Genomic DNA, 12,680 nt, shown 5'->3' on the forward strand with positions numbered 1-12,680 from the left:
TTGACGCGACTCACTTGTTCCCTTAATGTTCTTTTCTGAGAAAGAGGAGGAAGAGCATGATCGGTTATGTGACATTGGGCACCAATGATCTGGAGAAAGCGGCCAGATTCTATGATGCACTCGCCAAGGAAATGGGTGTCGGGCGCATGATGGACTTTGACCAGTTCATCGCATGGGGCGCGATGGGCGGTGCGCCGGGTATCGCAGCGACCAAACCGTTTGACGGACAGGCGGCCAGCGTCGGCAATGGCGTGATGGTTGCGCTCGAAGCAGCGGACACGGACCAGGTGCAGCGGCTCTACGATATTGCGCTGGCCAATGGCGGTAGCGATGAAGGCGCGCCAGGACCGCGCGGCGACGAGGGATTTTATGCCGGATATTTCCGCGACCCGGACGGAAACAAGCTAAACGCCTTTTGCATGACCGCTGCCAAAGCCGGTTGACAGCCAGACGGTGCTGGGGAAAGAGCCAGCGCCATGACAGAACAGAAAAATCCCCGCGACGGCTTTCGCCTGATCACCCCGTTGCGCGTGCGCTATGCCGAATGCGATTTGCAGGGCATCGTCTTCAACGCCCATTATCTGGCCTTTGCCGATGTCGGCATGACCGAATATATGCGGGCGATAGTGGCGGCAGACCGGCCGCGGGACGAAAATGACATGCTAGGCAGTTTTACGCGGCATTTTGGCGGCGACAACTGGGTGCGCCACGCCGATGTCGATTATCGTGCGTCAGCGAAGGCCGATGATCTGCTCGACATCGCGGTGCGAATCACCCGTTTCGGCCGGACCAGCTATACGTTGCTGGTCCATATCTTGCGCGGAGAAGAGCTGCTCAATGTGGTCAAGCTGACCTATGTCTGGTTTGATCCGGCAATCGATCAGGTTGCGCCGGTATCTGCAAAATTCATTGAGGCGGTCAGCGCGTTCGAGAATATCAAGCCGGAACGGGCGGTGGTGAACGCCTAAGCCCGAGCCCTAGGGTTGCGGCTTTGCTTCCGGATCGCTTGGCACTATCTGTTTCGCTTGCGCCTTGCGAAGACGCAGATTGGCGCGAAGCTGCGAAGCGAGCCGCTCGGCTTTCTCCGCTTCCTTGCGTAATTTTTCCGATTTGGGCTGGGGTTTTGGCATGGCACCTGATTGCATTATCCAGTGAAAAACGCAACTCCGCTTGACAAGATCGCAAGCATTTGGTCTTAGCGCCTCGGTTCGGTCGAAACCGCCCATCAGGGCGGCTATCGCCAGCGCATCAAAATGGTCCGGCTGCTGTAGCTCAGTGGTAGAGCGCGTCATTGGTAATGACGAGGTCGAGAGTTCAATTCTCTCTAGCAGCACCATTTGTTCAGCTTAGTAAAAATCAGTTTCCTACGGGACGTGCTCTAACGTGGGTACCCGCTTGGGTATGGCGTGGGTGGTGCTTTGGGCAGAAGCTTTGGACATCTGAACTTTGCGGGCAACTCGAGATCATACCCGGCTCCAATGGCTGCTCTCCTAGAAAGACTTGCTGATAACTGTCGAGCGAATCCCGTGGATATATATCGCCGCTGTGGCGATTGTTCGTCGGTCCGTTACTAAAACTCATCATGGTATACCACATTGGTAGGACAATAAAATTTGCAATGGTATGTTATATAGGTTGACAAACTGATTAGACCAAGGCAGTTTCCCATCAAATAAAAAAACACATGGGAGAAGATTCGATGAAACAGGCAGGAACTTTTGCGCTCAACGTCCGTTCGCGGCGCCGCGTATCAACGGCACTTTTGGCGGGCACGGCCATGGCGATGGTGGCTTCGCCTGCCTTGGCTCAAGACAATCAAGACGCGCAACCAGCAGACGCTGCTGCAGAAGAAAACGTTATCATCGTGTCGGGAATCAGGGGATCGCTTGCAAAGGCGCTTGATGAAAAGCGCAATGCGGACAGTCTCGTTGAAGTCATTCAGGCTGAAGATATCGGCAAGCTGCCCGATCAGAATCTTGCCGAGGTTCTTGAAAATATCCCTGGTGTTCAAATTACCAGAGACGCTGGTGTCGGCACCGGTGTGCAAATCCGCGGTACCAACGATAACCGCACCGAGATCAATGGCGTCGGGACGGTTGGCTCGGGTTCAGGGCGTAGCGGCATCAACTTCGAAGATGTCAACGCAGCGATTATTGCCGCTGTCGAAGTCATTAAGGCGCCGACCGCCATGACAACCGAGGGTTCTGTTGGGGGCACGATCAACCTGCGTACGATCCGCCCGCTCGACTTGCGCGATCCTCTGATCGCGATGCGCGTCCAGGGCGAATATTCAGAGCTTTCAAAAAGCCTTCAGCCCAGAATATCCGCAAGCTTCGGCGATAAGTGGGTGGCGGGGGACGGTGAAATCGGCGTGGTGCTAAGCGGAAGCTATACAAAGCAAGACGCGCTGTCGAACCGTCCCCGTGTCGACCGGGATACTCTTACTGTTCAGGGTACCGGGGTGACCGCCACGGGGGCTCCCGGGCCGGCATTTGACTATCTTGGCATTCAGTTCCTGAATCAGGAGCAAGAGGATTTCAAATATGAAACCTACAACTTCGCCGGGACGCTGGAATATGCTCCGACCGATAATCTGAAATTCTATCTGGACGGCTTTTATAATAAGCAGACGCGCAAGCAGGAAAGTACAAGAATTCAGGCGTCGGGTGTGAGTTCGGTCCAGCTGACCAACGTCCCCGACACGTTTGAAACGGTTAATTTCGGTTCGCTCGGTGGTGTCGAACTTGGCAGCATCCAGGCTGCAGAAACCGGAACATTGCAGCCGACCGTTGCCAATAAGCCGAACCTGCGTTTTTCAAGTGATGTCGGCGCGCGTCTGACCGAAAGCAACCTGCTTCGGTTGGGCACCGAATGGGAAAGTGGCCGCTTCAGGGCGCGGATCGAAGGATCCCGCTCGCTCTCAAGTACGCGCAATCCGGACCTCAGTACGACACTGAATTTTATTAATCCAAATACGCCGCTCACGGGCACGGCGAATGATAACGGCACGCCGTTCGCTTATGACCTTTCGGGTGGCGCGCTGACATTCGGTATTGATGAGTCGTCGGCATTTGCGCCGACGGTTGCCCAGTTGCTTGATCCAAATAACGTGGTTCTGGACGCGGTGACAGTCGGCAACAACAGGACAAGGAACGTAGAAACTACCGGCCGAATGGACTTCTCGCTGGCCCTCGATGATCTCACCGGATTTATAACGTCGTTCGATTGGGGATATCGCTATAATGATACCTCCACCGAGTTTAACGAATTTAGCTCTAGCATCGGCCTGTCGGCATTGCGCGATAGTCCGAATGGATCGAAGTTTTCGCAGCTTCTGGTCGCCGGCCCGTCGAATTTCGGTGATTCCGATGGTAGGGCGCTGGCTTTCCGTGATTTCCTTATCATCGACCCGCGTCTGGCATATTCCGACCAGGCGGGAACGCTTGCCACATTGCAGGCAGCGCTGGCGTCGGAGCCGGGTGGGCGCGTTCTGGCAGACGCCACCTTCAATCCCGCGTCCTTTTACAGGATCACTGAAAAGACACATGCTGTATATGGACAACTGAATTTTGAAGCCGGTATTTTCAGCGGAAATGTGGGCCTGCGCTATGTAAATTCGAGCGTCAACTCGCTCGGTAACCAGATCGGCGCTGGCGGTGCAATAACGGAGGTGAATACACCGGGTAAATATCATGTTCTGTTGCCACGCGTAAACTTTGCGGCAGGCCTGACTGACGATATTGTTCTGCGTGCGAGCTATGGTCAGGACATCAACCGGCCTAATTTCAACGATCTGAAGACTTCTGTTCGGTTTACCACCGGACCGAACACTGCGGTTGTAATTGGTAACCCGGGCTTGGCGCCGGAAAAAGTGACGGCATATGATGCGTCGCTCAGCTATTATTTTGCGCCGGCGGCAGTGATCAGCGTCGGCGTCTTTCACAAAAGGCGCACTAATCTTTTTGTAACGCAGGAATTCGCTCCCGCGGTAGATCCAGTGACTGGCTTCAAGGATTTCACCGCACCGTGTGAAGGTGGCGGCATATATAACCCGATCGCCGATCGAAATGTATTTGTTGACCCTGCGAATGCTGGCAATGGTCTTTGTGTTCCAATCTCCACAACGATCAACGATCCTGGCGTGACAACCCAAACCGGCGTGGAAGTCGCCTTTCAATATGATCTGTCGGCCTTCGAGGACAGTATCGGTTTCGCATCCGGTTTTGGTCTCGCGGCAAACTATACCTATCAAAAATTCGGCGGGGGGCAGGCCACCAACACATCGGCGGCTGACAGCCGCGCAAACGCGATCTTCAATTCCAGCAGTGGACTTAATGCAGCGCCGTATACTGCAGTTCAGGGTCTACTCGATTTCTCCAAACATGCCTATAATGTCACACTTTTCTACGAAAAATACGGTCTGTCCGCACGTGCTCGTTACACATGGCGCGATGCATTTCGTACCAATGACACTGCGGGCGGCGCTACTCTGGGAAGCACGCTCGGTTTCCCGGTAGTTACAGCGGCCCGAGGGCAGCTCAACGGCAGTATCACCTATGATTTGACAGAGAATATCAATATTGGGGTTGAGGGCGTCAATCTTACCAAGTCCGAGATCAAACAATATTGTGTCAATGACGGAGGATTGTTGTGCTTTCAAGGACTGCCGGACCGCAGGCTCACCTTCGGTGCCAGCATCAAATTCTAACAACAGCCTTGTCGACTGGAAGTCCTGAGCTGGCGAGCTCAAGGCGACCGGTATTCAGAACTCCAACGGAGGATGGCGCAGCGGGAGCTTGAACCGGCTGCGCCATTTTGCATCTCGCTGGAGCCCTGTCGCTGGAGTGGACAATTGGTATGAAGATACGCTAGCATGGCAGCAGGTCAGAGTGTGAACTATCAATGGGACGGATTAGAATATGGGCGAAAAGCGGCTTTTCCATAGTGTAGCGGAGCAGATCACCGATCTGATCGAGAACGGCGTGTTTCCGGTTGGTGCGCGGCTTCCCGGAGAGCGGGAGCTTGCGGAGCGATTTGGTGTCAGCCGGGTTACCATACGCGAAGCCGAAATTGCGCTTCAGGCCATTGGCCGGATCGAAATCAAGACCGGATCCGGGGTCTATGTCAGTGAAAAACAGCCTGGTGATGACAGCCAGTTGCCTGATGTCAGCGCGTTCGAGCTGACCGAGGCCCGTTCCTTGTTTGAATCCGAGGCCGCTGCGCTGGCTGCACAGAATATTTCGGATGACGATATTGTCAAACTGGAAAGGCTTACCAAGGAAATGGGTTCCGCTGATGATGCCGTATCCACCGAAGCCGATCAACAGTTCCATATTACCATTGCCGAAGCGTCCGGCAACGCAGCGATCGTTCACACGATAAAAACTCTGTGGCGAATGCGGGAGGAGTTGCCCGATGTGAAGGCGGCTTATGATTCCATTTGCGAAGTGGATAATAGCACCAGAACCACCGAGCATCAGGAAATTTATGATGCCTTGTCGGCACGCAATCCACCGGCGGCGAGGGAGGCAATGCGGCGCCATTTCCGCCGGCTTATCGAGGCAATGCTGAATGAGACTGAAAAGCGGGCGTTGGAAGAGGTGCAGCAACGCGCCAACGAGAGCCGTGAACGATTCCTGTCTCCTGCTCAAATAAGCTGATGATATCGCCTTAACCGATCGTTCTATACCAATTGGTATGAATTAATGCGTCGCTTTGGTAAAATCAATTGGTTGACTCTACTCCATTCTCCTGATAGCCCGACTCACAGAAAAGACGAGAGGATCACGGGGAATGTGGACAAGGCGCTGCCTTGCGTTTTTGAGTATCTGGCTGCTGGCGGTCCCCGCGCAGGCCAAGGACTATTTCGTCAAAAATGCAGACGAGTATAACGCAGTCGCAGCGAAGCTTGTTGCCGGCGATGTCATCATCCTTGCCAACGGCAGGTGGCATGATTTTGAAATCAAGATTTCCGGCAAAGGCGCGAGAGCCAAGCCCATCACACTGAAAGCCGAGGATCCCGGGAAGGTTTTCCTGACCGGCCAGTCAAATCTGCGTCTTGGTGGTGAATATATATTGGTCACCGGCCTGATCTTTCGCGACGGTTACAGCCCGACCGGCGAAGTCATCGCCTTCCGCGCATCCAAGGACGATCTCGCCCGAAACAGCCGCGTCACCGAAGTGGTGATCGACGGGTTCAGCAAGCCCGATCGCTATGAGTCCGATTATTGGGTCAGCATGTATGGCAAGAACAACCGCTTTGACCATAATCACCTGACCGGCAAGACCAACAAGGGTGTGACCCTTGCGGTCCGTCTGGACAGCAAGGGCAGTCAGGAAAACGGTCACCGTATCGACCATGTTTATTTTGGTCCCCGGCCTGTTCTCGGTTCCAATGGTGGCGAAACATTGCGCATCGGCACCAGCAAATATTCGATGTTCGATTCCCGCACGACGGTTGAAAATAACTATTTCGATCGCTGCGATGGCGAAGTCGAGATTATCTCCTCGAAGGCGGGGCGGAATATTTTCCGGGGCAATACGTTTTTTGAATCAAGCGGCACGCTGACGCTGCGCCACGGGGATGGCAATCTGGTCGAGAACAACGTGTTCTTCGGAAATGGCAAGGACCACACCGGCGGCATCCGTGTCATCAATCGTGACCAGACAATCCGCAACAATTATATGGAAGGCCTGCGCGGCAACGGGTTTGCCAGTGCTCTGACCGTGATGAACGGCGTACCCGATTCGCCTGTCAACCGCTACGTCCAGGTCGACAATGCCATAATCGAGAACAACAGCGTCGTTGACAGCACGCGCATTACATTTGCCGCAGGGGCCGACGCGGAACGCTCCGCCGCACCGGTGAACAGCCGTTTTCAGCATAATCTGCTCGGCGGGACCGGACCGGATGTGTTTGTCAAAATTCAGGATGATATCAGCGGTATTGCCTTTGCCGACAACCGGATGATCGGGGGCAAGATTGATCAGCCGGTAGCGGGGATCTCGGAAGGCGAAGTAGCTTTGGTCCGCGCTGAGAATGGCCTCCTCTATCCCGACGGCTCCAGTATTGGCGTATCTCGTGATCTGACTCCGGTTACGCGCGATCAGGTTGGTGTTAGTTGGTATCCGAAGCCATCGACAGGTGAGCGCTTTGGTACGGGCAGGGGAATAGCCGTACAGCCCGGCGAAGATAGTCTGACAGAAGCTTTTGCGGCCAGTTCCGACGGCGATCGGTTGGTTCTGAGCACCGGCGACTATCTGGTGAACAAGATTCTACCACTGGACAAAGCCATTTCGATCGAAGGGCCGAAAGATGCTGTGGCAAAAATCAGTTTTGCCCGTCCGTCGCTGATTGAAATCCGGCAGGGCGGAAGCGTTCGACTGAGCAATCTTGTCATTGACGGTGAATTGGCGCCGGATTCGGTTGGCAACGCCGTTATCCGGACCACAATTTATCCGATTCAGTCGAATTTCCTGATCGAACTCGACGGCGTCACCGTAGCAAATCTGGATGTGAACAAGTCGTTCCATGTCATCGCGCTGGGCAAGAGTTCGTTCGCGGATCGCGTCAGCATCAAGAATAGCAATTTTGCCAATATCTCCGGTTCCGTCTTGCAGGCTGCGTCGGAGACCGATGATTATGGCCAGTATAATGTCGAATATGTTGACGTGTCGGGTTCCAATTTCAAAGATATTGGCGGCGCCGTATTCAACATCTACCGCGGCGGCCGGGACGAAAGTACATTTGGCCCGCATTTTTCTTTGACCGGCTCCACGTTCATGAATGTCGGACGCGGCGGCAACAGTGTGACTGGATCATCCATGGTCCTGCACGGGGTGCAGCATAGCGATATCAGCAACAATGTTTTTCTCGAGACGGCACCGATCAAGATTGTCCACACTGTCGGTCGTCCGCAAACCCGGATATCGGGCAATGTTTCTAAAAATATGCCTGCGCCGATTATCGAGGAATTGAATTATCAGGGCGCGCATCGGGCTATTCTTGCCGGCAATCAATTTGAAGGCGCAGCAAAGCCATGAAGGGTAACCTCCTAGCGGTGGTACTATGGGGTGCTGCATCTTCTGCCGCCGTGGCAGGGCCAGTCGAATCCTCCCCGACCGGGTCTGTCGCGGCGGCTCAGCCATATGCGCCTTTATTCAAAAGCGAACTGGAGCGCTCCCGGTCCTTCGTGGACCAGATGATGGTGGCAGGCGTGGTCGTTCCCGTCCCCAGAGATCCCGGCGGCGGTTACACCCACGAACAGCACAAGCGCAATTTCAAGGCCATCTACGAAGGTGGCCAGCTTTACCGGATTACCGGTGAGCAGAAATATGTCGACTATGTGCGCGACATGTTGCTGGCCTATGCAAAACTCTATCCGACGCTGGACGAGCATCCGGCACGCAAAGATAGCCAAAGTTCGGGTCGGATTTTCTGGCAGGTTCTGAACGATGCGATGTGGATGGTAGACAGCATTCAGGGTTATGAGGCCATTCGCAGCCGCCTTTCAGATGCGGACCGCGATAATATTGACGAAAACCTGTTCCGCAAGGCAGCGGCCTTCCTCTCCACGGGGTCGGCGGTGACGTTCAGCAAGATCCATAACCATGCGACATGGGCCACGGCTGCCGTCGGTATGACGGGCTATGTTCTGGGCGACAAGGAACTGGTCGATATCGCTCTGCTCGGATTGGACAAAAGCGGCGAGACTGGATTCTTGCGGCAGAGCGAACTGCTCTTTTCACCCGACGGCTATTATACCGAAGGGCCCTATTATCAGCGCTTTGCCCTGAAGCCCTTTGTGGTTTTTGCCGGGGTGATTGAAAAAAACGATCCCGCACGCAAGATTTTCGAGCATCGCGATGGCATATTGCTGAAGGCGCTGCGCACCACCATCCAGCTTACCTATGACGGATATTTCTTCCCGTTCAACGATGCCATCAAGGACAAAAGCCTTCAAACCGACGAACTCTATCACGGCGTCGCCATTGCCTATCGCAAGACACGCGATCCCGGACTGCTGTCGATCGCGCAGTGGCAAGGGCGGACCGTGCTGACCGATGATGGCAAGCTGGTCGCGGATGATCTGGCCGCCGGCAAGGCAGGACCCTTTCCCTTCAAGTCGCTGTTGCTCAGCGATGGACCCGAAGGCAATCAGGGCGCGGTCGCGATCCTGCGCGAAGGTGATAGCACAAGCGGTCAGGCACTGGTCGCCAAAAACAGCTCGCAAGGTATGGGGCACGGCCATTTCGACAAGCTCAGCTGGCAATATTATGACAATGGCAACGAGATTGTCAGCGACTATGGCGCCGCGCGTTTCCTGAATATCGAGGCCAAGGAAGGCGGTCGCTATCTGCCGGAGAATGAAAGCTGGGCGAAGCAGACCATTGCCCATAATACGCTGGTGGTTGACGAAAAAAGCCATTTCGATGGCGATGTGAAGGTCGCGGATAGGATCGCTCCCAAGCAACTTTTTTTCTCCGATGCTGAGGGCGCTCGAATTAGCTCCGCCGTGATCGAGGGCGCCTATCCCGACACCCGCTTCACCCGGACATTGGCGCTGTTGTCGGTCGACGGCATATCTGCGCCGCTCGCTCTGGATATCGTGCGCGTGCAGTCCGATGGGACGCATCAATATGATTTGCCGCTGCATTATCAGGGGCATATCATGCGGGTCGGTTTTGACACCGACGCCAATAATGCGGCGCGACCAGTGCTGGGAACCGGCAATGGCTATCAGCATATCTGGGTTGATGCTGCCGGACAGCCCCAGGGGCAAGATGGATTTGTCACAACCTTGCTCGACGGTCGGTTCAACACCTATCGATTTGTGCCGCAGCAGGGTGCCGAAACCATCCTGGCGGAAATCGGGGCCAATGATCCCGATTTCAATCTGCGCCGCGAACCGATTATAATCCAGCGGGTCAGGAGCGCGCAAAACACGACTTTTGTCTCTATGCTGGAATCGCACGGCCGATACGATGGTGCGGCGGAGCAGACGGTCGGCAGTGACAGCCAGATAAAATCAATCAGCCATGAAAGCATCAATGGCTTGGACATCGTCTTTGTGGAAACACTGGACGGCAAGAAGGTCGCACTCGCCGTGTCCTATGATTCCGATCTCGAAAAGAAGCACGCGGTGAAGGTTGGCGATCAAATGCTGAACTGGACCGGATTTGCAGCGCGCATCGATTTGCCAGCTGGAAAGGCAAAGCGATGACCGCAACAATGCGAAACCGCAGCGAGACATTTGTTCAGGCTACGGACGTGCCACTGGAAACAGTGGGCGAGGGGATTACGCGGCAGATATTGACCTATGGTCCCGATCTCATGCTCTGCCGCCTGTGGTTTGAAACGGGCTCCGTCGGCGACGTGCACCAGCACCCGCACGGGCAGATCAGTTACATCGAATCGGGCCGGTTTCTCTCTATCGTGAACGGCAAGGAACAGGAACTGGGCGTTGGCGACAGCGTCATAATATCGCCCGATACCGATCATGGAATCAGCTGTATCGACGCCGGCTCTCTGCTCGACATATTCAATCCTGCACGGGAAGACTTTTTGGCAACGGGGGGAAGATAAATCGTGAGCGCTGTGAAAAAAGTCGGCAATTTCCGCTGGGCCATTGTCAGTCTCGTCGCCCTAGCGACAATCATCAACTATATCGATCGCGGTGCGCTCGGATTTCTGTGGCCGGAGATTTCCGAAGATATCGGCCTGACCAAAACCGACTATGCGATCATATTGAACGTCTTCACTTTCGCCTATGCTTTCGGGCAGACGCTGTTCGGCAAAATCTTCGACTGGATCGGGACACGCCTCGGCTTCGTTCTGTCGATCGTCGTCTGGTCGGCTGCAACAATGTTGCACGCTGCGGCGACCGGCCTGATGAGCTTTGCGGTGTTTCGGGGATTTCTCGGTCTGTCCGAGGCAGGTAACTGGCCGGGTGCGACCAAGGCCAATGCCGAATGGTTCCCGATCAATGAACGTGCGCTCGCCCAAGGTGTTTTCAATTCCGGAGCGGCGATCGGGGGGATCATTTCCGCGCCGATCATCGGCATCCTCTTTGTCTTTCTGGGCAGCTGGCAAGCGACCTTCATCGCCGTCGGCGCACTGGGTTTCCTGTGGCTCGTGCCCTGGCTGATCATTTACAAGTCCGGCCCCGAAAGCCATCCGTGGCTGTCAGAGGACGAGCGTCAATATATCCTGACCGGCCAGAAGAATGCCGAAACCAACGAGGCCGCCACATACGCGCCGAACTCTGGCGAAATTCTCTCGCGCAAGGAAAGCTGGGGCGTCATCATGGCATCCTTTTTCCTCGATCCGATCTGGTGGCTGTTTGTCGGCTGGCTGCCGCTCTATCTGTTTGAAACCTATGGCTTCGGTGTCGAGGAAATCGCCACCTATGCCTGGGTACCATACGTCGGCGCGATGTTCGGCGCGTGGTTCGGTGGAATATTGGCAGGGCGGCTGATAAAATCGGGCTGGACCGTCAACAAGACGCGCAAACTGGTGATCGCTCTCGGCGGACTGATCATGCTGGTTTCGCTGTTGCTGACCATCGTCGCTGCATCGCCCTTGATTGCGGTCTTACTGATGGCGGCCATATTGTTCGGTTTCCAGACGGCGGTCGGCAATATCCAGACATTGCCGAGCGATTTCTACAGCGGAAAATCCGTCGCCTCGCTGGCTGGTTTTGCCGGCACGGCTGCCAAACTGGCCGTGGTGGGGCTCAACTTTCTGATCCCGGTCATTACGGTCAACAGCTATGCACCGGCCTTTGCGGTGGGTGCCGGACTGGCGATCATGACCGTCTTGTCGGTTCTGGTCCTCTGCACCGACATCAAACCTCTGAAACCGAAAAATTCTTGATCACTTCCTCCTCCTCATCTGAATAACAGGGAAAATAATATGACCAAATTTAAAGGCAAAACCGTGATCGTAACTGGCGGCAGCCGTGATATCGGCCGCGCCGTTTCGGAAAATCTGGCCGCCGGGGGCGCCAATGTTGTGGTCAATTACTGCAATAATGAAGCGGACGGCCAGGCAACGCTGGACGCGATCAAGGCGGCTGGCGGCAGCGCGATACTGGTCCAGGCCGATGTGACGAAACGGGCCGATGTTGACCGTCTGGTCGCGGAAACAGTTGCGGCCTTTGGCGACACGATCGACATATTGGTGAACGTCACGGGCGGCCTTGTCGCGCGCAAGGGCCTTGCCGAAATGGATGAAGAATTTTTCAACCATGTCATGCAGCTTAACGTCACGTCGACTTTCATGATGACCCAGGTTGTTGCACCCCACATGCCAGAAGGTGGTGCGATATTGAACTTTGCTTCACAAGCCGGACGTGACGGCGGCGGTCCCGGTGCAGCAGCTTATGCCACTTCAAAAGGCGCGGTAATGACTTTCACCCGGGCGATGGCGAAGGAACTCGGCCCCAAAGGCATCCGCGTCAATTCGCTTTGCCCCGGCATGATTGCCACCGCCTTCCACGACACGTTCACCAAGGATGAGGTCCGTACCGCTGTGGCCGCTGGCACGCCGCTCCGCCGTCAGGGCAATACGGAAGAGGTCGCGCGTACCGTGGCCAATCTGGTATCGGATGACAGCAGCTTTATCACAGGCGCGAATATCGACATCAATGGCGGAATGTTTTTCTCCTGATCCCCGGAAT

General features: G+C 55.1%; 10 protein-coding genes and 1 tRNA gene. 10 read left to right on the top strand and 1 reads right to left on the bottom strand.

Features of this window, described 5'->3' with window-relative positions; translation table 11 throughout:
- Window positions 1-56 precede the first annotated feature (56 nt).
- Window positions 57-443, top strand: a complete 387-nt coding sequence (locus AACZ86_RS03230) for a VOC family protein (protein WP_339689271.1) — start codon at window positions 57-59, stop codon at window positions 441-443.
- Between the two features lie 33 nt (window positions 444-476).
- Complete coding sequence (locus AACZ86_RS03235) at window positions 477-968, top strand: thioesterase family protein (protein WP_339689272.1); 492 nt, start codon at window positions 477-479, stop codon at window positions 966-968.
- A gap of 9 nt (window positions 969-977) precedes the next feature.
- Here the strand turns inward: AACZ86_RS03235 and AACZ86_RS03240 are convergent, their stop codons facing one another.
- Window positions 978-1,292 carry a hypothetical protein gene (locus AACZ86_RS03240; RefSeq protein ID WP_339689273.1) on the bottom strand — a complete coding sequence of 105 codons (315 nt, stop codon included), beginning with the start codon at window positions 1,290-1,292 and terminating at the stop codon, window positions 978-980.
- Here AACZ86_RS03240 and AACZ86_RS03245 point away from each other — a divergent pair.
- The 8 genes from AACZ86_RS03245 (at window position 1,262) to AACZ86_RS03280 (ending at window position 12,670) form a co-directional block, all read left to right on the top strand.
- Window positions 1,262-1,336 (top strand) — tRNA-Thr (locus tag AACZ86_RS03245). The two genes, AACZ86_RS03240 and AACZ86_RS03245, sit on opposite strands and share 31 nt — an antisense overlap.
- Window positions 1,337-1,777: 441 nt before the next feature.
- On the top strand, window positions 1,778-4,708 hold the full coding sequence (locus AACZ86_RS03250) for a TonB-dependent receptor (protein ID WP_339689274.1): 2,931 nt from the start codon (window positions 1,778-1,780) through the stop codon (window positions 4,706-4,708).
- Between the two features lie 211 nt (window positions 4,709-4,919).
- The gene (locus AACZ86_RS03255) at window positions 4,920-5,660 is read left to right on the top strand and encodes a FadR/GntR family transcriptional regulator (RefSeq protein WP_339689275.1); all 741 of its coding nucleotides are present in this window, start codon (window positions 4,920-4,922) and stop codon (window positions 5,658-5,660) included.
- Between the two features lie 160 nt (window positions 5,661-5,820).
- Window positions 5,821-8,043 (top strand): polysaccharide lyase 6 family protein, encoded by a 2,223-nt coding sequence (locus AACZ86_RS03260; RefSeq protein WP_339689276.1) that lies wholly within the window; start codon window positions 5,821-5,823, stop codon window positions 8,041-8,043.
- Window positions 8,040-10,223 (top strand): alginate lyase family protein, encoded by a 2,184-nt coding sequence (locus tag AACZ86_RS03265; RefSeq protein ID WP_339689277.1) that lies wholly within the window; start codon window positions 8,040-8,042, stop codon window positions 10,221-10,223. Before AACZ86_RS03260 ends, AACZ86_RS03265 begins: the two co-directional genes overlap by 4 nt.
- A complete protein-coding gene (locus AACZ86_RS03270; RefSeq protein ID WP_339689278.1) occupies window positions 10,220-10,585 on the top strand; it encodes a cupin domain-containing protein in 366 nt (121 codons plus the stop codon). Before AACZ86_RS03265 ends, AACZ86_RS03270 begins: the two co-directional genes overlap by 4 nt.
- A gap of 3 nt (window positions 10,586-10,588) precedes the next feature.
- Window positions 10,589-11,875, top strand: coding sequence for an MFS transporter (locus tag AACZ86_RS03275; protein WP_339689280.1), 1,287 nt, complete (start codon window positions 10,589-10,591; stop codon window positions 11,873-11,875).
- A gap of 39 nt (window positions 11,876-11,914) precedes the next feature.
- The gene (locus tag AACZ86_RS03280) at window positions 11,915-12,670 is read left to right on the top strand and encodes a glucose 1-dehydrogenase (protein ID WP_339689281.1); all 756 of its coding nucleotides are present in this window, start codon (window positions 11,915-11,917) and stop codon (window positions 12,668-12,670) included.
- The last annotated feature ends 10 nt before the right edge of the window (window positions 12,671-12,680 follow it).

It is taken from the genome of uncultured Parasphingorhabdus sp. (assembly GCF_963975735.1).
Lineage (GTDB): Bacteria > Pseudomonadota > Alphaproteobacteria > Sphingomonadales > Sphingomonadaceae > Parasphingorhabdus.